General features: G+C 63.9%; 17 protein-coding genes, 1 tRNA gene and 1 pseudogene. 11 read left to right on the top strand and 8 right to left on the bottom strand.

Annotated elements, in window-relative coordinates; all coding sequences use genetic code 11:
• Window positions 1–12 precede the first annotated feature (12 nt).
• Window positions 13–1,125 carry an endonuclease NucS domain-containing protein gene (locus SH412_RS22815; protein WP_336520337.1) on the top strand — a complete coding sequence of 371 codons (1,113 nt, stop codon included), beginning with the start codon at window positions 13–15 and terminating at the stop codon, window positions 1,123–1,125.
• A gap of 80 nt (window positions 1,126–1,205) precedes the next feature.
• Here the strand turns inward: SH412_RS22815 and SH412_RS22820 are convergent, their stop codons facing one another.
• A complete protein-coding gene (locus SH412_RS22820; protein WP_336520338.1) occupies window positions 1,206–1,553 on the bottom strand; it encodes a hypothetical protein in 348 nt (115 codons plus the stop codon).
• 1,155 nt (window positions 1,554–2,708) lie between these two features.
• On the opposite strand from SH412_RS22820, the gene SH412_RS22825 reads away from it, so the two are divergent.
• From SH412_RS22825 to SH412_RS28685, 5 genes and pseudogenes are all read left to right on the top strand, one after another.
• Window positions 2,709–3,686 carry an MJ0042-type zinc finger domain-containing protein gene (locus SH412_RS22825; protein ID WP_336520339.1) on the top strand — a complete coding sequence of 326 codons (978 nt, stop codon included), beginning with the start codon at window positions 2,709–2,711 and terminating at the stop codon, window positions 3,684–3,686.
• A gap of 1,375 nt (window positions 3,687–5,061) precedes the next feature.
• Window positions 5,062–5,280, top strand: coding sequence for a helix-turn-helix domain-containing protein (locus SH412_RS22830; RefSeq protein ID WP_336520340.1), 219 nt, complete (start codon window positions 5,062–5,064; stop codon window positions 5,278–5,280).
• A 68-nt stretch (window positions 5,281–5,348) separates the two neighbouring features.
• Window positions 5,349–5,744, top strand: a complete 396-nt coding sequence (locus SH412_RS22835; protein ID WP_336520341.1) for a hypothetical protein — start codon at window positions 5,349–5,351, stop codon at window positions 5,742–5,744.
• On the top strand, window positions 5,744–7,861 hold the full coding sequence (locus SH412_RS22840; RefSeq protein ID WP_336520342.1) for an AAA family ATPase: 2,118 nt from the start codon (window positions 5,744–5,746) through the stop codon (window positions 7,859–7,861). The genes SH412_RS22835 and SH412_RS22840 overlap by 1 nt, the downstream gene beginning before the upstream one ends.
• A 567-nt stretch (window positions 7,862–8,428) precedes the next feature.
• Window positions 8,429–9,388, top strand: a pseudogene (locus tag SH412_RS28685) (tyrosine-type recombinase/integrase); the annotation flags it as partial.
• A 142-nt stretch (window positions 9,389–9,530) separates the two neighbouring features.
• On the opposite strand, the gene SH412_RS22845 reads toward SH412_RS28685, so the two are convergent.
• A tRNA-Val gene (locus tag SH412_RS22845) sits at window positions 9,531–9,603 on the bottom strand.
• A gap of 321 nt (window positions 9,604–9,924) precedes the next feature.
• Here SH412_RS22845 and SH412_RS22850 point away from each other — a divergent pair.
• Window positions 9,925–11,754: a tetratricopeptide repeat protein gene (locus tag SH412_RS22850; protein WP_336520343.1), complete on the top strand. Its 1,830-nt coding sequence runs from the start codon at window positions 9,925–9,927 to the stop codon at window positions 11,752–11,754.
• A gap of 197 nt (window positions 11,755–11,951) precedes the next feature.
• Here SH412_RS22850 and SH412_RS22855 read toward each other — a convergent pair whose 3' ends face one another.
• The gene (locus SH412_RS22855; protein ID WP_336520344.1) at window positions 11,952–12,272 is read right to left on the bottom strand and encodes a hypothetical protein; all 321 of its coding nucleotides are present in this window, start codon (window positions 12,270–12,272) and stop codon (window positions 11,952–11,954) included.
• Window positions 12,273–12,572: 300 nt separating this feature from the next.
• Here SH412_RS22855 and SH412_RS22860 point away from each other — a divergent pair, with 300 nt between their 5' ends.
• From SH412_RS22860 to murJ, 4 genes are all read left to right on the top strand, one after another.
• The gene (locus tag SH412_RS22860; protein WP_336520345.1) at window positions 12,573–15,335 is read left to right on the top strand and encodes a vWA domain-containing protein; all 2,763 of its coding nucleotides are present in this window, start codon (window positions 12,573–12,575) and stop codon (window positions 15,333–15,335) included.
• A gap of 110 nt (window positions 15,336–15,445) precedes the next feature.
• Window positions 15,446–16,042: a hypothetical protein gene (locus SH412_RS22865; protein WP_336520346.1), complete on the top strand. Its 597-nt coding sequence runs from the start codon at window positions 15,446–15,448 to the stop codon at window positions 16,040–16,042.
• A 207-nt stretch (window positions 16,043–16,249) separates the two neighbouring features.
• Window positions 16,250–17,662 carry an alpha/beta hydrolase gene (locus SH412_RS22870; RefSeq protein ID WP_336520347.1) on the top strand — a complete coding sequence of 471 codons (1,413 nt, stop codon included), beginning with the start codon at window positions 16,250–16,252 and terminating at the stop codon, window positions 17,660–17,662.
• Complete coding sequence (murJ, locus tag SH412_RS22875; RefSeq protein WP_336520348.1) at window positions 17,649–19,334, top strand: murein biosynthesis integral membrane protein MurJ; 1,686 nt, start codon at window positions 17,649–17,651, stop codon at window positions 19,332–19,334. The genes SH412_RS22870 and murJ overlap by 14 nt, the downstream gene beginning before the upstream one ends.
• Here the strand turns inward: murJ and SH412_RS22880 are convergent.
• The 5 genes from SH412_RS22880 to SH412_RS22900 all read right to left on the bottom strand — a co-directional run bounded on the left by SH412_RS22880 (window position 19,306) and on the right by SH412_RS22900 (window position 25,856).
• Window positions 19,306–20,337, bottom strand: coding sequence for an LOG family protein (locus SH412_RS22880; RefSeq protein WP_336520349.1), 1,032 nt, complete (start codon window positions 20,335–20,337; stop codon window positions 19,306–19,308). The two genes, murJ and SH412_RS22880, sit on opposite strands and share 29 nt — an antisense overlap.
• Before the next feature lie 285 nt (window positions 20,338–20,622).
• The gene (locus SH412_RS22885) at window positions 20,623–21,111 is read right to left on the bottom strand and encodes a DinB family protein (RefSeq protein WP_336520350.1); all 489 of its coding nucleotides are present in this window, start codon (window positions 21,109–21,111) and stop codon (window positions 20,623–20,625) included.
• A 63-nt stretch (window positions 21,112–21,174) separates the two neighbouring features.
• Complete coding sequence (locus SH412_RS22890; RefSeq protein ID WP_336520351.1) at window positions 21,175–21,555, bottom strand: STAS domain-containing protein; 381 nt, start codon at window positions 21,553–21,555, stop codon at window positions 21,175–21,177.
• Entirely contained in the window at window positions 21,552–22,469 is a 918-nt protein-coding gene (locus tag SH412_RS22895) for an ATP-binding response regulator (RefSeq protein WP_336520352.1), read from the bottom strand. The genes SH412_RS22890 and SH412_RS22895 overlap by 4 nt, the downstream gene beginning before the upstream one ends.
• Before the next feature lie 93 nt (window positions 22,470–22,562).
• Window positions 22,563–25,856, bottom strand: a complete 3,294-nt coding sequence (locus SH412_RS22900) for a hybrid sensor histidine kinase/response regulator (protein ID WP_336520353.1) — start codon at window positions 25,854–25,856, stop codon at window positions 22,563–22,565.
• Between the last annotated feature and the right edge of the window lie 281 nt (window positions 25,857–26,137).

The raw sequence follows: 26,137 nt of genomic DNA on the forward strand, positions 1-26,137 counted from the left end.
GAGCTGCGACCAATGCCGATTGAAGTGGGAATCTGGAAGCTGACCGACGGCAAGGGCGACGGAAAACCCCAGCGGGTCGAACTGGCCGCGCTGGACCTGGAATCGCGTTTGGAAGATGCGCTGGCGGCTGACCTGGGGATGCTCGACCCTGACCTGCTGCTCATCAGCCGGCAAGTGATCACCGAGCACGGCGGCCGGATTGACCTGTTGGCGATGGACGCGGAAGGCCAACTGGTCATCGCCGAACTCAAGCGGGACAAGACGCCGCGGGACATCGTCGCGCAGGCTCTGGATTATGCATCGTGGGTGCAGAACCTGTCGCGGGACCGGATTTCCGAACTGTATGAGCGATTTCACGTCGGCCAGTCGCTGGAGGCTGGCTTTGAGGAGCGGTTCGGCAATTCGCTACCCGAAGAAATCAACCTGTCCCACCGCATGGTCATCGTGGCGGCCTCCATCGACCCGGCCACCGAGCGGATCATCAACTACCTGGCTGACAACTTCGCGGTCCCGCTGAACGCCGCGTTCTTTCAGTATTTCCGGGACGGGGCCAGCGAGTATCTGACGCGGACCTGGCTGATCGATCCTGCCGCGGTAGAAGCCCGCAACGAACGGTCGCGCGGTAGAGGAGTACCGTTGCCGTGGAACGGCGAAGATTTCTATGTGAATTTCGGGGACAACACTGCGGACGGGGAAGGTGTCCACCGAAGCTGGGAGGACGCGCGGCGCTACGGTTTCGTTTCGGCCGGCGGGGCTCCCCGGTTTGCGCGTGCGATGGCTCGGCTACCCCTGGGAAAGCGGGTCTTCGCCTATATCCCCAAGCACGGCTATGTAGGCGTGGGGACCGTTATCGAGGAAGCGCGGCCTGCCACGGAGGTAGAAGTTGAGGTCGGCGGAAAACGGATTCCGCTGCTGAGTGCTCCACTTTCCGCCGCGAAGATGGTGGAGAACGCTGCAAATCCGGAGACCTGTGACCACGTGGTACGGGTGGAGTGGGACCATGCCGTTCCCAAGGCGGAAGCGTTTTGGGAGACGGGGCTGTTCGCTAAGCCGAACGCAGTCTGCAAGCTGCGGAGCCGGGAGACGCTGGAAAAGCTGGCAGAGCGGTTTCCGGTGGAGGAGTAGAACCGGGTGGCCGGTATCGCTGTCGCTGCCTGTGCGGCTTCCCACCATCGCGGAAACGGCTCCCAGTTGGCCGCCTTGAATCAGCCGGGCTTGCCGCTCTGCAACCGGTTCAAAACGGTCCAGACCTCCCCGTACAGGCTGGACCTGGCTTTCCCCTGCTGGCGGGCCACTTCATTTTTGAAGTTGTCGTAGTCGATGTCGGTGGCCAGCCGGGCGGCGGCCTGGCTGAAGGCGTCCCGCGGAACCTGTGCCCGGTAGCGGTAGTCGGCCTGCGGGTCTTCCTGGATCTCTCCCAGCTCCGGCAGATATTTCGCCCGCAGCGTGTCGAGATCGGCGCGGACGCGGGAGCGGACCGTCAACGTCCCGGCGTCGCGGTCCCACGGCTTCTCCACAACGCTGAAGAATCCCGCCGTCGTCATCAGCCACATCGCATACCCTCTCGGTAGGGGACAGTCCGCCGCGACGTGTCGCAGTCGCTGAACGATACAGGAGAACAGACCGCATCCGGAAAGCGATGTCAACCGCGCGGCGGGACCGGCGGCGGCCGTCGTCGAATTTCGATGACCGTTGAGGCCGGGCAGTTCGCCGCCGATGACATTTGGCCGGCACCCCGTGGCGCGAGGCTTTGGATTGAGCGACCACCGTCGATGACCGTTGAGCGGGACGACGTGCCGAACCGCGGCTTTCAAATGTGAATTTGATCGACCCGACGCGGGCGAACCACAAAAATCTGTTCGTCTGGCCACGAAAATGAGGTCAGGCGCGCCAAGTATCTTGTCGCGTATGTAACTTAGGTCGATTTTGTGTTTCACCGTAAAGGTTTACGGCGAGAGTAACGGGGTTGAGTTTTGTATTTTCGGAGGTTGTTTTCGCGACCGCGGCGAGTGGTGACCGCCTCGCTCCTGAAATGTCATCGGCGCGGACACTTCTGCCTGCGATGACCGTTGGAGGATCGGGGGACCGGCTGGCCGGACCGTCGCGGGTGGGGGGGGCAGTCGTCGAGACCGGCAGCGCCAGCCCAAAACTGGCAGTCGGGCGATGTCCCTGACGGAACTGGCTCTGGTCGAAATGTCATCGAATTGCCAGTCGGCTCTGACCGCCCTGGGGGGACGCTGCGTCTCACGCATCCTGAATTGCACGGTGGCCGGCAACGCCAGACCGGCGTCGGAGCCGTGGATTGTCGGAATGCCCCGGATCGTGGCCGCCACCGAATTGATTTTGCCCCGCCCAACCGTCAAGAATATCGGTGTGCGTCTGTGCGGCCCTGAAAGCCGACTCAGACGCCGTCTACCCAATTCAACCATCCAACCGAGGAATCCACCGGGAGCATCTGCCTCCCCTGACTGACAACTTGATTGACGCGCTAGCGTCTGGAACTGCTTCCCGCAAATACCGCCAAACTGAGCCGCAAGGCTCTTTGCTAATGAAAGCAGTGCCTGGACCGCGCCCCCGAAAGGGGGCGTCGGCCATGTGCTGTTTCATTGGCCCCTTGGCGGGGGTTGCGGGAGCAGTTGTGGTCCGGCGTCCCTTTTTTCGTTCCGGGACGCCGACGGATGTTCTCCCGCCTCGCCGGAACCCCGCCCATGCTGATCCTGACCGCCTGCCCAAACTGCCAGAAGAGTTTCCGCGTGGATTCCGCAGCCGTGGGTAAGAATGCCCGCTGCGGAAGCTGCGGCACCAAGTTCCGTGTTACCGAAGCTCAGTCCGCACCAGCCATACCAGCAGAATTGCCGGCCGCGGAACCGGAGCTGGCGGACGCGCTGGCCGGGCTTGGTCAGGCTGCCGCTGCCAGTCCGCCGCCCGCTCCCCCGATGATGCCGGCATTCAATCCTCCCGCACAGACGCCGCCTCAGCCCGCCGTTGCCCCACTGGCTACCTCACAGCCCGCACCGCCTCCCACGTCACCGGCCAGCACCGGGAGCTTCACGTTCCGACAGACGCTGATTCTGGTGGCCGTTTTCGGGGTGGTCTGTGCCGTTGCCGGCGTCGGGGCATGGTCGGTCCTGCGACCGCGGACCTTTGTGGAAGAGCTGAAGGCTGGCCCGAAAGATCCCAAAGCCCTGGCGAAGCAAATCCAGCAGCAGATTCGAGCCAATCGTGGCATCAAGCACTTCCGCGGCAAAGAGATTCCGTTCAATGGGGCGCTGGTCGTGGGGCGGCGCGACGCCACCGCGGACGTCAAAGCGTTTGAGGATACATCGTCCTGGATTCCGGTTTCGGGCTGGACCCAACAGGAATACGACGACCGCAAGAAAAAGGGCTGGATTGTCGAGCTGCCACCGATGCTGGCGGTCAAGCTATTGGAAAGTTCCACGTCCGATTTCTTCATGGACGGCTACCGCTACAAAGGCAACCTCGACTTTGAAAAGAAGCTGTATCACGTGGAGATTCTGGAAGGGCCACGGACAGGGCAGAAGTGGTGGATTCACGAGCTGAATCTCGTCAAGGACACCGACGACATGGCCCTGCAGGAGCACATGCGCGACCCGGCCCGGCAGGAAGGAAAGACGCAGGGCGAGCGGCAACTCGACGCGCTGTTCGGAGCGCCGGGCGGACAGTAACGCGGTGTCTGAATTGCGATGACGGTCCCGGCCGTACCCGTCGAAATGTCATCGCACCGGTCCGCGGTCATCGGACGCCGTGGCTCGAATGTCATCGGGCGGACAGAACCGCGCAAAACCTGCGAAAATACTCGAAAACGGCACTCCCAAAGTCTTGCCGCCACCCGTAGACGGTCTCAACAATGTGGCCATGTTGGTGCAGGGAGGTGAATAGTGCCGCCACGATATGTAGGGAGGTGCGCTCCCAAGTCGCGGCTACTCTCAGCCCCGGACAGCGTTCAAGGTGGTCATCATGGGAGTGTCCCCAAAGGACATCCGGGGGCGAGCGTTGAGCCGCTACGATGAAGTGATAGTCATCACTCGAACCGATCCACCGAATGGGGGAATTGGACGTTCCAGTTATGCGGCGGCAAACATGCCAGAGATCCTGCTCCCTCGTGACCTACGAGCGCTCGGGATCGGGGAGATATCGGGCTCGGCTGGGCTTGGGAAGATAGAGCGTCCGACCGGGGCCGGAAGAATGCTGGATGTAGTCGACCCGCGCCCCCGTTTCCGGAGGTTTTTGGAACAACAGCCACCGTTAACCAGTCGCGTACCGGAGCGGGATCGGCTTGGGGCAGAAACTTCATCGCTACTGCCCCCTGGCAACAACGAATCACCGGCCGCCGCTGAACCGGCAGCAGAGCAGCCGAAGAGGCGTGGCCGCAAACGAAAGAACGATCCCTTAGAACGGAGATATGAGGAGCTTCGGGCCAACGGCTGGAACCAGAAGGATATCGCCGAAGAGTTCGGGTGCTCAGTGAAGCAGATCGAAAAGATTGCCGACCGCTTGAGACAACGCCGGACGCGTGCTTCGAGAAAGTAATTCGCAGTACCGCGGCAGTTTTCCTGCCTGTTCACCACTACCTTCGACTTAGTTCTCAAACGCTAATCCCTTATGTCGCAACACAGTTGCACGGATGCGCCAAGCCGGATGGTGTGGTTGAATTTGTTCAGTCGCTCGCTGCGATCTCCCAGTCCCCTTCAATTGCGCAGTTGACGGCATTCCAAAACGCGGGAGGCATGCGGCGAAAGGATAACCGGTCGAGAAACTGGATTCGTCCGAGCCCGTACTGCACCGTCACTCCTCTTCATGGCTCTTGAGGGGGCCAACTGAATCTGGCCTGAACAAGTCGGGGATGGATTGGCTCGGACAATTTACGTGTCAAGAGTCTGAATTTGTCCGAGTCCGCGGTTCACCCCCATTCTTCTGCAGGCATCTTGGGGGGGGCGATTTAGAAAATCTCGGACAAATTGGATCGGACAAATTCATCTGTCCGAAGTGCCCGTACCTTTGCTGTGGTTGTTTTGGCCGCATGCAAAGGAAACGGAAAACATGCCGACGACTCCCCCCGCTCTGCGGCGTCCGGTTGAGACGCCGCTGGCCGAAAAGCTTCTCTGGTCGCTCGCTGACGCAGCCCGTGCTACCTCTTTGAGCAAGCGGACCTTGCAGAACCTCATCCGCGCCGGTCGCTTGCCCGCGGTGAAGATCGGCCGCCGCGTGCTGTTGGACCCTATCGAGGTCAAGACGGCACTGCTGGCTTCGGCGAAGTAGGCGGACGTTTCTCAAAAGGAACGGCCGCGCTCCCTGGCAGGATTCGCGCGGCCGTCTGAGGCATTGATATGAACAGCGTACCCGATTTGCCCGCCCCGGTCGATGGCCGTGCGGAAGGGAAACGGCGCAAGGACATCGCCCATCAGTTGCTGCCCCCCCATCGGGAACGAGTCGTGCGGTCGGCTCAGCGTGCGCTGCTGAAACACATGCTGACCCACGGGACTGCGACCGCTGATGACGTGCGTGCTGCGGTCACGCTCCCCGACGGAGTCTCGCCGGTCTGCCTGGGAGCCGCCCCTGGCGCGCTGGCGCGGCTTTGCATCATCCGCCGGATTGGATTTGTCGAGTCGTCGCGTGCTTGCGCTCATGCCCGCCCGGTCAGCGTATGGGAACTGGCGGACCGTGAAGCGGCGCTGGCCTGGCTCGCCGTGCATCCGCCCATCGCCGCGCCTGAGGCGGAGTGATGACGGTGTCCTCTAGCGGATGCCGAATTGACGTTGTGGACATCAAAACCCGTTGCCGCGACCGTTGGCCGGAAGTGCTTGCGGCAGTCTGTGGCATCGACCGGCAACTGCTGGATGGTCGGAATCATCCCTGCCCGCTGTGCGACGGAACAGACCGATTTCGCATGATCGACGCCGAAGCCGGCGCGCTCTTCTGCAACCAGTGTTTCGGCCGCAAAAACGGCGACGGTATCGCGGCGGTTCAGTGGCTGCTGAAAGTGGATTTTCGCACCGCCTGCGAACTGATCGACAAGTACCTGCACCTGCCAACCACGAGCGGCCACGGGACCAACGGCATGATGCCAACCCATCGGACATCGTCTCGCAAGTTCTGCAACGGGCAGGTAGCCGTGGCGGAAGCCGAACAACGAATGGGCCCGGCTACGGCGACGTGGCCGTATCACGATGCTGGCGGGCGCGAAGTCGGAATCGTCGGGCGATGGGAGACGGAGGGCGGTAAGACGATCCGCCAGTTCTCGGAGCAGGAGGACGGCGAATGGACCTGCAGCGCAATGCCGGAACCGCGGCCGTTGTTCCGGCTGCCGGAAGTCCTGAAGGCAACCGGCCGCATCTGGATCTGTGAGGGCGAAAAGGCTGCGGATAAGCTGCGGCAGATTGGGCTGACTGCAACCACGTCATCAGGCGGAGCGCGGGCGGCGAGAAGATCGGATTGGTCCGTGCTCGCCGGCCGAGAAGTCATCATCTGGCCTGACCACGATCAACCCGGCCAGAAGTACGCTGACGACGTGCTGCAGATTCTGGAGAAACTCGATCCACCGCCCACCGTCCGGCGAATCAATCCCGCAGACCTGCAGTTGGCCAAATCTGAGGACGCGGTGGACTGGATTGACCGGCACGATACGCAGATGCTCGAAGAACTGCTGAATTCGTTGGAGGCCATCGCCGATGCGGCACCGGCGGTGATGGCACCAAAACGGAAATTCGCGATTGAATTCATCGACTCTGCAAAGTTCGCCGCAGCCGATTATCGAGCTGAATTCCTCGTCAAACGGATTCTGGTTCGCGGACAGCCCTGCATTCTGGGCGGCGCTCAGAAGACGCTGAAAACCAGCATCGCGGTCGATCTGGCGTTGAGCCTGGGGACCGGGACGCGATTCCTTGGTGAATTTGACGTTCCGCACATTGTGCCAGTCGGAATCCTTTCCGGTGAGTCCGGCGGGTTCACGCTGCAGGAGACCGCCCTCCGCGTGGCTCATGCTCGTGGTTGGCTGCTTTCCGATGCGAAAGTGCAATGGGGATTACGGCTGCCGCAACTCGGTCTGTCCGAACACCTGGCGGCGCTGGCGGATGCCGTCGAACGTCTCGACCTGAAGGTGCTGATGATCGACCCGGCCTATCTGTGCCTGTTGAAGCGGGATGACGGGACGTCGATCAGTTTCAGCAACGTGTTTGAGATGGGCGACGTACTGGGCCGATTCAGCGAGGCATTCGCAGGGTTGGACTGTACGCCGATTGTTGTCCATCACGAATCGAAATCGGCGACAACCTATCGGAAACGGACAAACTTCGGACCGCCGGACCTGTCCGACTTGTCGATGGCAGGATTCGCCGAATGGGCCCGCCAGTGGCTGCTGTTGGGACGCCGGGAGGAGTACGGGCACGGGACTGGCATCCATCGGCTGTGGCTCAATGCCGGCGGATCGGCAGGACACGGTGGGCTGTGGGCGCTGGACATTGACGAAGGCAAGCTTCAGGACGATTTCAGCGGTCGCAAATGGCAGGTAGCGGTGAGCACGCCGGACACGATGCGACAGGCCCAAAAGGATGCGACTGAAGCCCGGAAAGCCAACGACGCGGCAACGCGCGACGACCGGGACCGCCAGAAACTGCTGGACGTCTACAAAAAGTATCCGGCCGGAGAAACGGCCCGCGTACTGGGGGCGGCGGCCAGACTCAATCATAGCCGGTTCCAGCAGGTGAACCAGATCCTGCTGCACGATGGGGAAGTCGAACCGGTCCGCATCAAAAAGAAGAAGACGGGTGAATACGACGGCTTTCGTCTGGTCCGCAAGACAAGGGGATTCGGCGGATCACCTCTTGATGGATCGGAATCCTGATTAAAACCCACGAAGTCAAAGAGGGTGCGACAAAAGGATGCGACGGGACTTTGTCGCACCGTTCAGAGAGGGTGCGTGCGACAAGGCCGCATATAAATGCGGCCTTGTCGCACGCACCCTCTGCAGGGGGCATCTCTGGAAGCCGCAGCCCCAGAAGTTGTCGCACTCTCGGGGAAGCCTGACTCTTCCTGTGGCTGGAGTCCCCCAGCGCAGCCCACAAACCGTTCTGGTGGTTTTCCCCTTCACGGTCTGAGGATGCGGCATAGGCGATTTAACGAGGTCGTGGGAGGGAAAAAGGGTAGGACGTGAGGCTACGCTGATCCGTCGGCGGTCGGCGGACGTTAGAATCTTGTCCGTCTTTGCTGCGCCATGGGTCGCGGAACCCTGAAAAGCTCCCGGTCTAAGGTGCGGCGTTCTCGAAGGGCTTATACGATGGCTTCTATTTCGACTGATCCGAACGGCCGGCGACGGGTCCAGTTCGCCGGACTTGACGGCAAGCGCCAAACGCTCCGGCTCGGAAAGGCCAACAAGCGCGACGCCGAACAGGTTGCGTTGCACATTGACAGCATGATCAGCCGGGCGGCCCGCGGTCTGGGACCGGACCTGCAGACGTCCGAGTGGCTCGATACGTTATCCGACGATTTTCACGAGAAGCTGTCGGCCGTCGGGCTGGTCGAATCGCGGGCTCCGAAGGACGCTCCCCAGTTGGTGGAGCAGTTCCTTGACGCCTATCTGTCGCGGCGAACCGATGCCAAGCCCGGAACCCGCGTCTTCTACGGTCACACGATTCGCAATCTGACGACGTTCTTTGCAGGCCGAACGCTCGAAAGCATCTCGCCGGCAGAAGCGGACGATTTCCGCCGGTGGCTGCAGACTCACGAAAAGTTGTCCCCGGCGACCGTGGCCCGTCGTTGCTCCCTGGCAAGGACCTTCTTTCGGGATGCAGTTCGACGCCGGCTGATTTCCGCGAATCCGTTCGAAGGGGTAGGCGGTGGCCCGAAGAACAATCCCGACCGCTCCCAGTTCATCGACCGGGAGACGATCCAGCGAGCGATTGACGCGGCCCCGTCCGCCGAATGGCGGTGCCTGATTGCGCTCTCCCGGTACGGTGGGCTGCGGATTCCGTCCGAAGCCATGTCGCTGAAGTGGGACGACATCAACTGGGAGCATGACCGGATGACGGTTACGGCCCCCAAGACAGAGCATCATCAGGGGAAGGGGACGCGGGTCTGTCCCGTCTTCCCGGAACTGCGGCCGTACCTCGATGATCTGTTTGCCATCGCTCCGCCTGGCTCCGTCTACGTGCTGGAGACCCTGCGGAACAACGCCAGCAAGCAGGGGGACTGGCGGGGCTCAAACTACCGCACGCACTTCCTGCGGATCATCAAACGGGCTGGGCTGACCCCGTGGCCGCGCCTCTGGCACAACCTGCGGGCGTCGCGACAGACGGAACTGGTCGAGCAGTTCCCGGCTCACGTCGCGGCGGCCTGGCTCGGCAATACCGAAAAAATCGCCGACAAGCACTACTTGCAGGTGCTGGATCGGCACTTCGAAAAAGCGACGCAAAATCCGACGCAAACCGGGCGTGAATCGACGCGCACCGAGGTGAAATGCGACGCACGGGAAATGCAAAAACCCCTGGAAAACAGGGGTCTTTCGAGTCAAAAGGTGGGCGATACAGGATTCGAACCTGTGACTTCCACTTTGTAAGAGTGGCACTCTAGCCGCTGAGTTAATCGCCCTGGAGCCCGTGGCTCGACGGGGGGATTGTACCGCCGCCGGCGGCACTTGCCAAATCCCTGCCTTTCCGCGGGAAACGAACTCCTCGTCGGTGCAGGCGTCAGAGTTTGAAGTGGTTTGTCCTGCCGAGTCGCACCTGCCGTCAACATCCGCGCCGCCCCCACATCCGGCAAACATCCCGCGGCTTCGGCAGCCGGCCCCAGTCGCCCGGAAAGTGACCGTGTCGCCGCATTCCGACCAAAGTTGCGCCCGTTCCTCGCGGTAGACTTCGAACAGACGGCCGGCGCTCACCGGTTGCGGATGAACATGCGAGGTGGACTGTGATGCGATTGTCGTACGGATGCGCGCCGTGGGTGGTGCTGGGAATTCTGGGGTTTGCGAACCTGGCCAGCGCGCAGGCTCCGGCAGGAACGGCTCCGGCCGACCCCGCGGCCGAGGAGACGCAGCGGCGGGCGGCGGCGGTGGCCCTCAACTACAGCCGGGCCAGCATGCACCGCATCCGCCGGAATCCTTCGGTGCGGGTGCTGACCGAAGAGCAGGACAAGATCCTCAATCATCTGAACCTCAACGGCGTCGCCGACCCCGAGGTCGTGCAGCTCTATTCGTCGGTCCTCGACGAAGTCTCGCAGGTGCAGCTCGCGGAGAGCGAGAAGCTGATCCTGCAGGAGAAGTATCGCCACTCGTTCAACGCCGGGCTGACCGCGAACGCTTTCACGCTGGCCGCCCAGGTGGCCACCGCCAATTACCCGGCGGCCGTCCGCACCGGCGCGAATAGCTGGTGGGATTACCGCACGATGGGAGTCAACCGCGATCTCGACATCTGGCGCGTCGACAAATCGCGGTATCAGTCGATCGTCACGAAGTCGAACCAGTTTCTCGACGTTTCCTGGAAAATGGCCCGCAACCGCCAGATCCCCGATCGCTGGCTCGTTCGCGGCGACGATCTCGACAAACTCGAACTCGCCTGTCACGAGAACGACTCCGAAGTCCGCCTGCGCGTGCTGAAGCGGATGGAACCGTTCATGGAGTGCTACCCGCCGTACTGGTACTACGTCGCCCGCACGCAGCAGTCGATGGGTCAGCTTTTTGCCGCGGGGGAAACCTACGACCAGCTCGCGAAACTGGGATCGGGGCACTTCCGCAAAGACGAGATGCTGGCCTGCGGGCTGGCGAACCGGGCGATGATCCAGGCCTATCTGCACCAGCCGGGCGCTGCAGAAACCGCGAAGCTGGCCCTTTCTCATTCCACCGACGTCTGGGAAGCCAACCTGGTGTGCGCCAGCGTGCTGCTGCAGTACAAGCAGGGGCACGATGCGGAAGACGCCGTGCTGCGGAATCTCGACGGGAATCTCGAGCGGGGGCAGAGCCAGCTTGCGCTGGTCTCCGTCTACTATGAGACGGGCGACACGCAGAAGCTCGCGGCCCGTCTTTCGGACCCGGCGGTCGTGCGGGAGCTGCCGGCGTCTGCGCTGCTGGCCTGTGCGGCCCGGCTCGGGGAAGGGCAGGTTCCCCAGTCACTGGTCATGCACCTGCAGAACTCCCTGCAGGCTGCTCCGCGGGTGCAGTTCGGCCCGGACGATTTCGTTCTCGCGGCGGCCCCGCACTGGAATCTGCAGCAGGCGAGAATCAAGCTCCACTACGGCGATCAGACCTTCGAGCAGCCGCGCTTTGCGAACGGTCGCGAAGGGCTGATGGTCAGCTTCGACGGCGTCGCCGAGATGGGCGGTCCCCTCAACTCCAGCCCGGACGACCGCGAGGTCGCCGTGACGGTCGCCTATCCGAACCAGGAGCCGGTCAAGCTCGTCCTCCGTCCCGGCCGGGTGGCGGCAGCGCCGGTCGGCGTCGCGCGGACGTCGGTTTATCGACTGACGTCGTTCGAGCAGGGGAAGACGCTCGTCAGCCTGATCCCCGGGGTAACGCTCCCGACCACCAGCCCCGACAGCACGCTGGCCGGGACGAAGTCGCCGGCTCCGTCGGCCCTGCCGGCGGCCACGCCGGGCGAAATGCCGACGGGAACCAGCGCGTTGCCGGCATCGACGACCATCGACGCCACGATTCGCGGCGTCACGCCTGTCAGCCCGGCGACGAGTACGACCGGGACGAGCGGCTCGACCCCGCCGGCTCCGACGGTGGAGCTGCAGTTTCCGGAGTAGGGGGGAGGAGTATTGAGTGTTGAAGGTGGAATGTCGAAAGGAAGACGTCGATGAAGGAACGCCTGAGACGCCGAACTGGTGAGCCTTCATCCCCGGCCAACGCGTCCAGAATGATCTCTTCGCGGCGTCAGGAGTCTGGCGATTCGGGTTGGACGGCAGCGGCCCCACCGATGGATTCGGCGATTGTCGGCCCCGACTCACCCCCCCAGCGGTCGATTCCACAGAGAGAGATGCACGACCAGGGACATCGCCCAGCCGAGGATGAAGACGATTGGCAGTTGGCAGAGGATCTGAATTCGCCGCGGAGGTGGCTGGCCGTCGGCCGGCGTCGGACTGACTTCGGCGAAGGCTTCCCGGGCGGCGATCCACCACTGGATGGTGATGACCAGCCCGATCGCCGAGACGGCGGCACGATGGAAGTTGGTGTCGGCCGTTCCCAGTGCCGCCACGAGAAATGTGCTCGGGATCAGAAAGATTTCGGAGATCTTGATGAGATCCGGCGTGGGGGTGCTGCGCATCGCGGCGTGAACCTTGTCGTGCTCTTGATCGGAACGAACTGTCGCCAGAGTTTCATTGCGTCGCGATCATCGGACGGTCAAGGATTCGGGTCAAGCGTTTGTGCGCGGCGAGAGCCACACGTTCCTCCGGCCGGGCGCGCCCGGCCCGACGATCGCTCCTCCTGCGTTCCGTTCCGAGTCTCAGCGCGAAATCTCCCTTCTCGTCGAGATGCGATTGCTCGTCGCCGGATACGCTCGTCACTGATCCGCTCGGCCGGGTAGACTGGGGAGTGCCTTGCACCGTCCCCGGAAAGTCCCGGCATGCTGGTTCTCGACACTCCCGAACTCCTCCTGGCGGCCGTGCCGCTCGGGCTGGCGTATCGGCGCTGGGGGCGGGCGCGGGGCGTCACCGGCGGATTGCGGATCGCGCTGATGGCGGTTCTGCTGCTGGCCTGTTGCGGCCCTCGCTGGAACGCCGGGGGGCGCGGGCTGGATGTGATCGTCGTCGCCGATCGGTCGAAGTCGATGGCCGAGGATGAGCGGCTGCTCGAATTGATCGGCAACCTGGGGCATCAGCGCGGCCAGGAGCATCGGCTGGGCGTGGTCACTTTCGGGCGCGAAGCCCGCATTGAGCAGGTGCTGTCGAACCAGGCCGAGCTGACCGAGTTCACTCGAGAAATTGCTCCCGACGGCAGCGATCTCGAACAGGCGCTGCAGTCGGCGCTGACGCTTGTCGATCCCCGCCGCCCGGCCCGCATCCTCGTCTTCTCTGACGGCGAAGCCAACGGCAGCGATCCCGGGACGGCCGCGCGGCGGGCGCGGGAACTGGAGGTGCCGATCGACTATCGCCTGTTCGAGCGACGCCACGCCGGCGACATCGCCGTGGACACGGTCGATCTGCCGGCGGCCGTCGCGCCGGGAGAACCTTTCCAGTTCTCGGTCTGGATCGATGCGGACAATCCCGTGGAAGCCACAATCGCTGTCCTGCGGGAAGGTCAGGAGATCGCGCGGCAGCAGCAGGCGCTGCGGATCGGGCGGAATCGGGTTCTTTTCCGCGACGTGCTCGACGACGGCGGTTTCTATCACTACGAAGCCCGGGTCGAAACCGCCGCGGATCCTGTCCCGGAGAATAACCGCGGCATCGGCATCGTGCGCGTCGAAGCCGGCCCCCGGCTGCTGATCCTGACGACCGACGATCGGCGGGAATCGCGTCTGGTTCAATTGCTCCGGGAGGCGGGCTTGTCCGTCGATGCTGCCGTTGCCGGAGATCTTCCCCTGACGCAGGACGCGTTGGATCCGTACCGGGCGGTGCTGATCGAAAACGTCCCCGCCAGTCGGTTCGGCCGTCTGAAGCTCGAACGCCTGGCGCAGTTCGTCGAAGATCTCGGCGGCGGCCTGCTGCTGACCGGCGGCGAACGCAGCTTTGGTTCGGGGGGATACTTCAAGAGCCCGATCGACCCGGTCCTGCCCGTGTCGCTGGAACTGCAGGATCGGCACCGCAAATCGCGAGTGGCGCTGGCGGTCGCACTCGACCGCTCAGGAAGCATGCGCGTCCCCGTCGGCGCCAACCGAACCAAGATGGATCTGGCCGATCTGGGAACCGCCGAATCGGTCCGGCTGCTGTCGGCAGGCGACAGCGTGGCGATCCTCGCCGTCGACACCGCCGCGGAAGTGATTCAGCCGCTGACGGATGTGAATGATCCCGAAGAAATTGCCCAGCGGGCCATGTCAATCGTCAGCAGCGGCGGCGGCATCTTCGTCTATGAAGCGCTGGAAGCCGCCGGCCAGGAGCTGGCCAGGGCGGTGCAGGGGACAAAGCACATCCTGCTGTTCGCCGATGCCGCCGATGCAAAGAACCCGGGGGGCTATGAAAAACTGCTGGAATCGTTCGCCACTCAGGGCATCACCGTCAGCGTGATCGGCCTGGGGAGCGAGAACGACGGTGATGCGGAGCTCCTGAAAGACATCGCCCGGCGCGGCGGGGGACGGATTCACTTTTCGACGGACGCCGAAGAATTGCCGCGACTGTTCGCCGACGACACGCTGGCGGTGGCCCGGACGAGTTTCATCCGCAAGGACCCCGCGACCCAGCCCGACGGGATTCCCGCCGCAAGTCTCCCTGAAGGACGGCTGCTGGGGACACTTGGCGAAGGGACGTTTCCCCATGCGGACGGTTACAACCTGAGCGTGCTCCGTCCCGGTGCGACCCAGGCGGTGGTCTCGCGCGATGAGTACAAAGCGCCCTGGTCGGCATTCTGGTATCGCGGCATCGGCCGCGCGGCCGCGATCACGTTTGAAGTCGATGGCGCCAGTTCCGGCGAGTTCGGTCGCTGGAAGCAACGGGACGAGTTTCTGCAGGCCCATGCCCGCTGGCTGCTGGGGGCTGACGACGCGACGGGGATCTACGTGCGAGCCGAACGGAACGGTCAGGAAGGGCTCGTCACCATCGAAATCGACCCCGAGCGAGCCACTGGGGAGCTGCGGCTGCAGATCGTGCCGCCCGGCGCCGGCCGCGTCACGCCGCTGGAGCCGACGCTGGTCTGGACGGGGCCGCAATCGCTCGAAGCCCGCTTCGTGCTGGAGGAAACCGGCGTTTATCGGACCCAGGTCCAGGCGGGGCCGAACGTGCAGGTCCGCGGGCCGGCCCTCACTTTGCCGTATTCCCCCGAGCACGTCTCCCGCCGGGGGAGACCGAGCGGCGAACAGACGCTGGAGCAGCTTGCGGAGTTGACCGGCGGCAAACAGCGGATCGACGTTCTCGACACGTTTCTCGAAGTGCCGCGCTTCGGCCATGCAATCTCACTGATCCCGCTTCTGCTGGCGGCTTCGATCGTGCTGCTGCTGGTGGAGATCACCGGTCGGCGTCTGCAGCTCTGGGAACGGGAGACCGTGGTGGAAATGCCCGCCGCGAATGTCCCCGCCGGAGCGACGGCCCGCCGTCGCTCCCGGCGCTGGTGGCGTCGCGAGACGCTTGTCCCCGCCGAGCCCGCGGCTCCTGGGGGGGCGGAGTTCGGCATGGTGCTGCGCAAGTCGTCGGAAGTCTTTGCCGAGGCGAAGGACCGGGCGAAGCGGCGGATGGAGTGACGCGGGGCCGTCGTCTTGCAAAATCGACGCTGAACCGGAAGACTGGCGCACGTCATTGTTGACGAAACACGGAATCTCACTGGCGATCGAATTCCAAAAGGATGGATAGCATGACTGCGTTGCTGCGTGGCGGAATCTCCGCACTGTGTCTGGGACTGTTGATCGGATGCGGTCCGACCGCCGAATACAAAACGAACGAGCAGCTCAAGACCGAACGAGGCGACGATCACGACCACGACGATCATGGTCATGGCGCCGCCGGTCCCCACGGCGGTTCGCTCGTCGAGCTGGGCGAGGAGGAGTATCACGCCGAGGTGGTCGTCGACGAGAAGACCCACAGCCTCGTGGTCTACCTGCTGGGCAAGGACGCGAAGACGGCCAGCCCGATTGCGGCGACCGAAGTCACCGTCGGCCTGGGGGGGGACAAATCCGCCACGCTGAAGGCGGCGCCGCTGGAAGGTGAAGGAGAAGGGAAAGCCTCGAAGTTCGAGCTGGCCGACGAGAAAGTCGTGCACGATCTGCTCGACGCCGGCTTCCTGCACGGCAGCTTGAAAGTGCAGATCGGCGAGAAGGCCTACGAAGGCCATATCGACGCTCACTTCGACCACGATCATGACGACCACAAGGACGAGAAGCCCGCCGCCGACAAGCCGGCTGGTGAAGCTCCGGCAAGCGAAACTCCGGCCGACGGCGCCAAGCCGGAATAGGTACAGCGGTCTGCATTCGTTGCGAGCGGCGATTCGAACGAGGGGGAGCGTTGTGAAACGCTCCCCCTCGTTTCATTTCCCGATCGCCCCGTTTCACGCCGAGTCGGTCTGGCTGAGAAATGGGGCAGGCTCTATAACCCGGCGGTGACAGCGGCGCCCGGGATCGCGACCGCTGCCTCCACGAGGCCCCATTCGGGAGAGCCGCGCATGGCGGTGTCGGGCTCTTTAACGCGCGGAATCGTCGCCGCAGGGATCGGCGTTGCCGCGGCCGGCGGCTATGCCTGGAACGAGCACGCCGCCTTCCACCGGCAGGGCAACGTGGTCATCCTCCACGACGATCAGGAGGGGGGGAGCGGCGCCAGTCCGCTGACCGTGCACGACTCCCCTCGCATCGGCGTCCCGATGGCCAGTCCTCCCGCAGCAGCGTTTGAAGCGCCTGTCCCCGAACCCGAAATGTCCGGCGCAGAGCCGCCGGAGTCAGCGGAAGCGCTGCCGCAGACGGTTGAGGCCGTCCCGGAAATCGCGATGCTCAGCCCCGGCGTCGTCGACAGTCCTCCTGCGCCTCCCCGGCGCGCGCTGCCGCCGGGGGTCGCTGTCGGACCGCCGGTCCGCACGTCGGCGATTCCCGACAAAGGGTTCACGCGCGAAATCGTCTACTTTGCCACGGACCGCGAACGGAACGAGCGGGCAAGATCGGCAAAGGACATGTTCACCACGAGGCGGGGACGCCTGGAGTACGGCGTCTGCGAAGTCAGCGTGCCGGATACCCACGAGCGGGGCGAGATCGAAGCCAAGAAGTGGTACCAGTGGCAAGAGGATCCGCGCAAGCATATTCTGATTCTCGAACCGCTCAGGCTCCTCGATCAGAATGCGTTCGTCCGCGAAGTCAAAGGCCGGGTCGGCAAGGGGAGCGACCGGCAGGTGCTGGTTTTCATACACGGCTATAATGTGCCGTTCGAGTCCGCCCTGCAGCGGACGGCCCAGCTCGCGCATGATCTCGAATTCCCCGGCGCCGCGATCTGCTATTCCTGGCCCTCGGGCAACGGCGGCAACTACGCCACGGACTGGACCAACGCCGAGTGGACCACGCCGCACTGCGTCGAATTCCTGGAACTGGTCGCGACTCGTCTCGGCGCCACCAAGGTCGACCTGGTGGCCCACAGCATGGGAAGCCGCGTGCTGACCAGCTCGCTCCGGGAGGCCGCAATCCGCTGGGGCTCGCTCAGCGATCGACCGCTGTTCCACCAGGTGGTCCTGGCCGCGCCGGATCTGGATGCCGAGATCTTCCGCACGCAGATCGCGCCCGCCATCCGCCGGACCGGACAGCGGCTGACGGTTTACACGTCGACGCGCGACAAGGCGCTGCAGGTTTCGGCGACGGTCAACGGCTACGCCCGCCTCGGCAGCGGCGGTTCCACGCTGGCTCTGTTTCGCGATCTGCCGTGGCTGGAGTGCGTCGATGCGACGGCCCTGCTGGACGACTCCTGGCTCGGGCTGCGGCATTCGTACTACGGCGACAGCCCGCAGTTGATCCAGGATCTCCGTCAGGTCCTCAACGGTCTCAATGCGCCCGCCCGCGGTCTGGCCCACACTCCGGATGGCAGCTATGTCGTCCGCTGAGCCCGGCCAGCCGTCCGCCGGAGCTTCGCTGAGAACCGTTGCCGGAAACGTCCGGCTGGTCAGTCTCTGCACGATGCTCAGCCGCATTCTCGGGCTGATTCGCGACGCCGCCATGGCCGCCACGTTCGGCGCCGGTCCGCTGCTCGACGCGTTTACGGTCGCATTCCGCCTGCCGAATCTCGCCCGCGTGCTGCTGGGGGAGGGGGCGCTCGCAACCGCGTTTCTGCCGGCATTTACGCGAGAGCTGGACCAGGCTGGTGCGCAGGCCGCCCGACGGCTCGCCACGGCTACCGCCGTCGCCCTGATCTTGTTTCTGACGTCCGCGGTTCTCGTGCTCGAAGTCGGACTCGTCGCCTGGAGCTGGTGGCTGCCCCTGAGCACCGAGGCAGAGTTGCTGCGGAGTTTGATCGGCCTGATGCTGCCCTATGTGGTCATGGTCTGCCTGGCGGCACACCTGAGCGCTGTGCTGCAGGGACTCGGTCGCTTCGGCTGGCCCGCGCTGCTGCCGGTGATTTTCAATCTGGGCTGGCTGGCGGGACTGGTCTGCTTCGTCCCGTGGTGGACCGACCCCACCTCCCGCGTGCAGGCGATGGCGGTGTGCGTCCTGGCGGCCGGGTTGATCCAGGTCTGGTGCCCGATCTGGGTGCTGTCCCGCGCGGGCTACAGCTTTGATCCGCACTGGCGATCCGCCTGGCCGCAGGTGGGGGGGATTCTGCGGACCATGACGCCGGTCATCGTCGGCTTGTCGATCACGCAGTTCAACACAGTGATCGACAGCTTCGTCGCCTGGGGTTTCGCCCGTCCGGAGCTCGGTCCCGACGTGATGCCGCTCCCCGGCTCGCCCCGTTATCCGCTCGCCCCGGGGGCGGCTTCCGCACTCTACTTCGGCCAACGACTCTATCAATTTCCACTGGGAGTCTTCGGCGTCGCCCTGGGAACCGTCCTCTACCCCCTCCTGGCGATGCACGCCCAGCGGGGGGAACACGACAAGTTGCGGGCCGATCTGTCGCTGGGTCTCCGGCTGGTGGCGGCGATCGGCATCCCGGCCTCGGCGGGGCTGATGCTGATTTCGCGACCGATCGCTGGACTCTGCTTTCAGTATGGCCGGTTCGATGCCGACGATGCGCACCAGACTGGATTGATGATCTTCGCGTACGGTTCGGCGGTCTGGGCCTATTGCGGACTCCTGATTCTCAATCGGGGCTTTTATGCCGTGGGAGACCGCATCACTCCGCTGAAGATCGGCCTGGCCGGCGTCGCGCTGAATCTGATCGGCAACCTGACGCTGATCTGGTGGCTGCACGAGCAGGGGCTGGCCTTTTCTACGGCGGGCGTGGCGATGCTGCAGTGCCTGCTCAACGGGTGGGTGATCCAGTTCCGAGTCGGCCAACTGCAGTGGGTGGCGATCGGCCGCTGCGTCCTGAAGACGCTGGCGGCGACCGTGGTGCTGGCGGCCGTCTGCCTCGCCACGGAGCAACTGCTCGAGCGGTATCCGTTGCCGCTGGGGCGGCTGTGGAGCGTTTTTCTGCCCGTGAGTCTCGGGAGCGGCGCTTATCTGGGCGCGGCCTGGCTGATCGGTCTTCACGAACCCTGGCTGCTGTTGCGGCGAGGAAAGTTTTCCGAAGCGGAACCGGCCGGTCCCCCTACGGAACGCTCTGATTCAGCATATTGACCAGCAGCCTCAGCCGGCCGACGTCTCGCCGGTTGAAGTGCAGTCGGAGCCGCGGCAGGTTCAGCGTCGCGGGGTTATCCGCTTCGTGAGCGTGCGGATCGACGCGTTCGATCTCGCCCGACGCCAGGATGTCGCCAAACTCGGCGTTCAGATGCCCCAGCAGCGTGTCGTCGATTTCGTGCTGCAGCCGCAGGACGAGCTTTTCGCGGACGAACCGCATGCTGTGGTAGACTTTGTAGAACTGGGTGACTTCCCGGACGGCGGCTTCCACCGAGCTGGCGACGTGGAACAGCGACAGATCGCTGGGCGAAATCAGCCCGCGGAGCAGCAGGTGTTCTTCGATGAACGTCAGCCAGGTCTTCCAGTAGCTCCCGCCCCGGTGATCGACGAGGACGATCGGGAGGAGGTCGCGCTTTCCGGTCTGCACCAGCGTCAGCAGCTCGAACAGCTCGTCCATCGTGCCGAAGCCGCCGGGGAACAGGGCGATGGCGTCGACTTCCTTGGCGAACATCAGTTTGCGGGTGAAGAAGTATCGAAACGTCACCAGTTTCGAGTCGCCCGCGATGACCGGATTGGAGGACTGCTCAAACGGCAGCCGGATATTCAGGCCCATGGAATGCGGACGCCCGGCGCCTTCGTGAGCGGCTTCCATGATCCCGCCTCCCGCGCCGGTGACGACCATCCAGTCGAGGGCTGCGAACCGGCGCCCGAGTTCGATGGCCCCTTGATAGTCGGGGTGATCGACCGGAGTCCGGGCTGAACCGAAGACGGTGATCTTCCGGCGATCCCGATACTGGCCATAGATCTTGAAGGCGTACCGGAGTTCGCGGATCGAACGGGTCATGATCTTGAGATCGCCCGTCGACGCCGGCTCCCGTTCGAGCTTGTCGGCCAATTCGCGAATCTGCTGAATCAGCCCGGCTCGCGTCTGAGCGTCGTAACTGGCGGCCCACGCCTCTGCGGGAGACGGAGGCATTTCGGGAAACGGCGTCTCGTCGGTCATGCTGAGCAGTTGCTTTCGGGGGGGTGAGAATACAAGGAAGTTTTACCGCGGAGACGCGGAGGACGCGGAGGACGCGGAGATCGGAAGAGATGAATGAGGAAAGTGAAAAGTGAGTAGTGATGAGTGAGTAGTGCAAATTGGAAGAAACGCCGTTGAACCGTGAATTGCTTTTCTCCGTCACTTTGCACTGATCACTACTCAATACTCACTTTTCACTCTCCGGATTTCTTCTCCGCGTCTCCGCAGTGAATCCTTCCGGAAACTTCGTCGCTGACTCGGCGATCGTTACGCCTCGCCGAGCAGGACCGGACGTTTCTTCTGCAGGAAGTCCACGTGATGCGGAATGTGGTTTCCGACGCTCTTCAGCAGCTTCAGGATTGAGACCGGGCCGTCCACGCTGTGACGGCCTCGGCGCTCGAATGCCTCCGCCGGGCGGCTGCGCAGGATTTTCTCGATCTGACCCCGCTGGGTCGCGATCAGCGTCAGTTCTTCCTCCAGATCCCGGTCCAGGTAGGACAGACTGGCGGCGAACAGATCCGGGTCTCCGCTCGGCAGCAAAGGTTCGGTCTCTGCCAGAGCCCGCTTGATCCGGTCGGCGTAAATCGTCTCGAAGTCGGCGATATGGCAGACGACTTCCAGCGGGCTCCAGCGCCCCGGCGGAGCCGGAGTCCGGATCTGCTCGGCCGTCAGGCCTTCCACCGACGCTCGCAGCAGCTCCGGACCGGCGGCGTAGCGGTCGACCGCCTCACGGATCTCCTCGTTCCAGTCCTGCATTGTGAACTCCTTCTCAATTCCAGCGCTGTGGCGGCAGCGATCTCCGGTCCAGCCGACGCTCCATTAAACTTCCGGCGCACCGAGATCTTCCAGCCACTTCAGGGCTTCGGATCGGTTCGCCGCCAGGTGCCAGATCCGGTTAAAATGGGAAATCTCCAGGATCTCGCGCCCGACGCTGGAGATGTTGCAGAGGACGAGGCATCCGCCGCGCGTCCGTACGTCGTTCCAGAGCATCCGCAGCGCCTCCAGCATCGTGGAGCCAAAGTAAGCCGCCTGTTCGAGATCGACGATCACGTCGGCGGTCTGCTCGCTCCGGAGCCGCTTCACGACGTCGTCCATCTCTTCCAGCACCTGGGTGTCCGCCAGGCTGCTGATCGACTCCCGGACGCGCATCATGGCATACGGCTGCGTCTGTTCCAGATCGAGATACTCCGACTGGCTCATCGCGGAACTCCTCGGCCCGGGACGCGTTGCGACTTGCGATGCTTGACCAGCGTGACCTGGTTCCCGCGGACGCTGTACGCCACCTGATCCATGAACGTCTGCATCAGCAGAAGCCCGCGACCGCAGGGGCGATCGAGATTGGCGGGATCGGTCGGGTCCGGCAGTTCGGTCGGATTGAATCCGGGGCCCTCGTCCGTGATGACAAACGTCGCTGTTCCCGGCGCCATCGACGCTCGCACCACGATTCGGCGTTCCTGGTAAGGGGATTCGGCGGACCGCCGGCGCGCCAGATCGTAATACGCCCGGTGATCCACCTCCCGGAGGCGCGAACTCACCTCCAGGTTCCCGTGATAACACGCATTCACCAGCGCTTCCTGCAAAGCCACGCCCAGGCGGATGCGATCGTGGTCATCGACAATCCCCATGTCGTGAGCCGCGTCCTGCAGCGCCTGCACGAGGGGCGAAATCAGCTCCGGGTCGTTCTCGATTTCGTATTCGAACTGCAGGCCGGTCAGAAAACGGCGGACGCGATAATGCGCCTGGTCGTCCCGCGCCGCGGACAGCACTCGCCGGACCGTCTCTGTCAGCGAGTCGGCCAGCATAACTTTCGGAACGTAGCTGGCCGCCCCCGCCTGCAGCGCCCGCACCGCCAGCAGCTCGCTGCCATCCCCCGTCATCAGAATCACCGGCGTCAGCGGAAACTGCCGCCGGATGACGCCGACCAGCTCCAGCCCCGTCATCTCGGGCATATGCAGGTCGGTCACGACCAGATCGACCGGCGTCTCGGCAAGCTGGTTCAGCGCTTCCGTCCCGCTGGCCGCGGACAGGATCCGATAGTTGCTCTGCGCGGAGAGCAGCCCCCCCGCCAGCTCACGGTCTGTTGAGGAGTCGTCGACGATCAGTACTGTGGCCATCAGCCGGAACTCCGATGATCCGGCACGGAACCGGGAAGACAACGCCCCGCGAATCCGCTGCCCGACCGGGTTCATGGTACAACGGCTGCCGGCTCAATTCTGCCCTCTCGACGATCCGGAGTGCAAGCGCCGTCCGATCTCTTCGAGAATCTTGCGAACCGGTTCGATCAGCAATTGCACGGCGTCGGCGGTGATCTCCCCGGGAGACTGCAGGGAGAGTTCTTCGAGGGACTCTGCCTGCCGGGCGGCATCTCCGGCGCCAAACGTCCGGAGTGCGCTCTTCAGCGTATGGGCGGTCCGCGAGAACCCCTTCCAGTTCGCCGCCGCAAACATTTCGCCGAGCGAATTCAGCAGCCGGGGGGCTTCCTCCAGAAATGCCCCCGCGACCTGATGCAGCAGGTCTTCGTGGTAGCCGACGGCTTTCAGCGCAGCGTCCCAGTCAATGGTCGGGGCCGGTTCCGCCGTTGCGACCGGAACAGCAGGCTCCAATGTTTCTCCGGACGCCGGAGCCAGTTCCGGCAGACAGCGTCCCAGTCCGTGCCGCTCGACCATGCCGAAGAGCTGCTCGGCGCGGATGGGCTTCATCAGGTAGTCGTCCATTCCCGCCGCGAGGCAACGTTCCCGGTCTCCGGACATCGCATGAGCCGTCATCGCCACGATCGGGGTCCGCCCGCCATGTTCCGCCTCGCGCCGGCGGATCGCGCCGGTGGCGTCGAAGCCGTCCAGCTCCGGCATCTGCACGTCCATCAGAATCAGGTCGAAGTCCGCCGTGGCCTCCAGTCGAACGGCCTCGGCTCCGTCTTCCGCCACGACGATCTCGTGTCCCCAGCGCGACAGCAGCCCCACCGCCAGTTTCTGGTTGACGGTGCTGTCTTCCGCGAGCAGGATCTTCTGTGGTCGTGCGCTCTGCAGCGCGCCGAGACCCTCTCCGGAACGACTGATGACCCGGGTGGTGCTCGATCCGACGGTCCGTACGACCGCATCGAACAGCTCCGACTGCTTGACCGGTTTGATCAGATACCCGCGGATCCCCAGGTCCTGGCAGCGCGAAAGGTCGTCTGCGTGATCGCCGGACGTCAGCATCATGATGACCGATTTGCACAGGTCGGGATTCTGCCGGAGCCGGTCGGCAAAGGCGAATCCGTCGTCGTCGGGCATGTGGGCGTCGGTCAGGATCAGCCCGAACGGGTCGCTCGCCTCGGCGGCCTGCTGCAACGCGGCGATCCCTTCCGAAACGCCCCCCACCGCCGCGGGGCGCATCCCCCAGTTCTGCAGCATCTCGAGCAGGATTCGCCGGTTAGTCGCGTTGTCGTCGACGATCAGCACGCGGAGCCCCTGCAGCACGGAAGGATCCGCGGCCTTCGACGGAGGCGGCGCCTCGCAGCGGCCAAAGTCGACCGTAAAGTGAAACGTGCTCCCCTCGCCGACCTGGCTTTCCACCCAGATATCGCCGCCCATCAGCTCCACCAGGCGGGACGAAATCGCCAGCCCCAGCCCGGTGCCTCCGAACCGGCGGGTGGTCGACGTATCCGCCTGCTCGAACGCTTCAAAGATGGTATGAAACTTCTCCAGCGGAATTCCCACGCCGGTGTCGGTCACGCGCAGATGCAGTTTCATCCGCTCCTGCGTCAGCTCTTCCACCGACACATCCAGCAGGACCTCTCCCCGCTCCGTGAACTTGATGGCGTTCCCCACCAGATTCACCACGATCTGACGCAGCCGGCCGTCATCTCCTTCAACGGCGTCGGGGACGTCGGCGCAAATATGGCAGGCCAGTTCGAGGTTCTTGCGATGCGCCCGCAGCCCCAATGACTTCAACGTGTCCCCCAGCAGCTCCCGCAGTCGGAACGGACCGACGTCGAGCGTGAACTTCCCCGCTTCGATTTTCGAAAAATCGAGAATGTCGTTGATGACTTCGAGCAGACCTTCGCCCGACTCCTGGACCATCCGCAGGTACTGTCGCTGAATCGGCGACAGATCGGTATCGAGCACCAGTTCGGTCATCCCGATAATGGCGTTGAGCGGCGTGCGGATCTCGTGGCTCATGTTGGCGAGAAAATCGCTCTTCGCCCGGCTGGCCGCCTCCGCCGCCGCAGCCGCTTCCTGCAGCGCCGCCTGAGCCGCCTTGGTCGCCGTGATGTCCCGCGAGACGCCGAATGTTCCGATCACGCGCCCGTCGATGCCGCGCAGCGGCAGCTTGGTCGTCGACATCCACCGGCTGCGACCGTCCGGATAGCAGACGTGCTCTTCCTTGCTGACCAGCGATTCCCCGGTCGCCAGGATCCGCTGCTCGTCGGCAAAGGCGTCTCGAGCGTGCTCCGGCGAAAAGAAGTCGAAATCGGATCGGCCAACCGCCTCGTCGGGCGAACTCAATCGCGAACTGCGGGCCTTCGCCGGATTGATCCGCAGATATCGCCCGTCGACGTCCTTGAAATAGATGGAGTCGGGGACGTTCGTCATCAGCGCATTCAGCAGGTAACGCTCCTGCTCCAGCGCCTGCTCCGCGCGCTTCTGCTCCGTAACGTCGCTGAAAATCCCCTGCAGACCAACCAGTTGCCCCGACGAATTATAGACCGGATGCTTGTAGACGTGCGTAAACCGTCGTTCGCCCGTCACGTGCTCGAACTCTTCATCCGTCTCGATCATCGTCCGCGTCTGGAGCACCTGCCGGTCGTCAGCCCGGTACTTCTCCGCCAGCTCCCGCGGAAACAGATCGTAGTCCGTCCGACCGAGAATCTCCGAAACCGGCCGACCGATCACCTCCGCCATCTGCCGGTTAATGAACGTAATGCGTCCGTCGAGATCCTTGCGGAACATCGCCAGCGGCAGTGTCTCGACGAGCGAGTGGTAGAACGCCTCCGACTCGAAGAGCTGCACTTCAATCTTCTGACGATGCGACAGCTCGATGTCAAACCGCTGTTGCAGCCAGGTCAGATCGTCGGACAGAAACTGCAGCAACTCCAGCAGCCGGGCCGGATCGGTCGGCGCCGCAAACTGCTTGCCGCCGTAACGGACCTGCAGCCGGCCCCCCCGCTGTCGGAGCAGCTCGCTCCGGTCCGGAGTCAGGGCCGCCGCGAGGATCTCAAACAGCTTTGCGGCGGGAGTCTCCTGCGGCAGGCTCAGGTCGGCCCCCCAGGCCATCCCCGCCAGCAGTCCTTCCAGCCGGCAGCCCGACACCACGGCAATCCGCACGACGCCCGTCGAATTCTGCAGCCAGCCCAGGAACGACTCGCCCACCACGACGGCGTCGAAGGACGCGCTGGCCAGCAGCTCCGCCGCCCGCGCAGGATCTTCCGCTTCCCACAGTTCGTGGTGCAGGCCGCGACCGGTGGAAACCAGGCGGGAACGATACTCGCCGTCCGCATGCAGCACGATGACCCGTGCCATACACCACAATCCTTGCCGGTGGAGATGCTCCGCGGAGCCCGTCGTTACGTCCGGGACGGACTGAAGGGGGAGCCGGGATTATGACTCCATCGACTTCGAATGGGCACTGCCAATTCCGAGATTTCCAGGGATTCCCGCCCGCCCGACGAACCCCCTCCCTCCCGCCGCTCTCCAGGTCAGCAGCCGTGTGCGGATGCCGGACGAACCGGCTCCTCGCCCGATTCGAGAAACATCACCGCAACCCATTTTGTGAAAGCAGCTTGCATCGATGCCGACTTCGC

Origin of the sequence: Planctellipticum variicoloris (genome assembly GCF_030622045.1) — a bacterium.
Classification (GTDB): Bacteria; Planctomycetota; Planctomycetia; order Planctomycetales; family Planctomycetaceae; genus Planctellipticum; species Planctellipticum variicoloris.

Bases quoted from the DNA above. Each gene is read 5' to 3' on its own strand.
- SH412_RS22815 (WP_336520337.1), top strand. From the start codon at position 13: ATGCCGATTGAAGTGGGAATCTGGAAGCTGACCGACGGCAAGGGCGAC.
- SH412_RS22820 (WP_336520338.1), bottom strand. From the start codon at position 1,553: ATGTGGCTGATGACGACGGCGGGATTCTTCAGCGTTGTGGAGAAGCCG.
- SH412_RS22825 (WP_336520339.1), top strand. From the start codon at position 2,709: ATGCTGATCCTGACCGCCTGCCCAAACTGCCAGAAGAGTTTCCGCGTG.
- SH412_RS22830 (WP_336520340.1), top strand. From the start codon at position 5,062: ATGCCGACGACTCCCCCCGCTCTGCGGCGTCCGGTTGAGACGCCGCTG.
- SH412_RS22835 (WP_336520341.1), top strand. From the start codon at position 5,349: ATGAACAGCGTACCCGATTTGCCCGCCCCGGTCGATGGCCGTGCGGAA.
- SH412_RS22840 (WP_336520342.1), top strand. From the start codon at position 5,744: ATGACGGTGTCCTCTAGCGGATGCCGAATTGACGTTGTGGACATCAAA.
- SH412_RS22850 (WP_336520343.1), top strand. From the start codon at position 9,925: ATGCGATTGTCGTACGGATGCGCGCCGTGGGTGGTGCTGGGAATTCTG.
- SH412_RS22855 (WP_336520344.1), bottom strand. From the start codon at position 12,272: ATGCGCAGCACCCCCACGCCGGATCTCATCAAGATCTCCGAAATCTTT.
- SH412_RS22860 (WP_336520345.1), top strand. From the start codon at position 12,573: ATGCTGGTTCTCGACACTCCCGAACTCCTCCTGGCGGCCGTGCCGCTC.
- SH412_RS22865 (WP_336520346.1), top strand. From the start codon at position 15,446: ATGACTGCGTTGCTGCGTGGCGGAATCTCCGCACTGTGTCTGGGACTG.
- SH412_RS22870 (WP_336520347.1), top strand. From the start codon at position 16,250: ATGGCGGTGTCGGGCTCTTTAACGCGCGGAATCGTCGCCGCAGGGATC.
- murJ (WP_336520348.1), top strand. From the start codon at position 17,649: ATGTCGTCCGCTGAGCCCGGCCAGCCGTCCGCCGGAGCTTCGCTGAGA.
- SH412_RS22880 (WP_336520349.1), bottom strand. From the start codon at position 20,337: ATGACCGACGAGACGCCGTTTCCCGAAATGCCTCCGTCTCCCGCAGAG.
- SH412_RS22885 (WP_336520350.1), bottom strand. From the start codon at position 21,111: ATGCAGGACTGGAACGAGGAGATCCGTGAGGCGGTCGACCGCTACGCC.
- SH412_RS22890 (WP_336520351.1), bottom strand. From the start codon at position 21,555: ATGAGCCAGTCGGAGTATCTCGATCTGGAACAGACGCAGCCGTATGCC.
- SH412_RS22895 (WP_336520352.1), bottom strand. From the start codon at position 22,469: ATGGCCACAGTACTGATCGTCGACGACTCCTCAACAGACCGTGAGCTG.
- SH412_RS22900 (WP_336520353.1), bottom strand. From the start codon at position 25,856: ATGGCACGGGTCATCGTGCTGCATGCGGACGGCGAGTATCGTTCCCGC.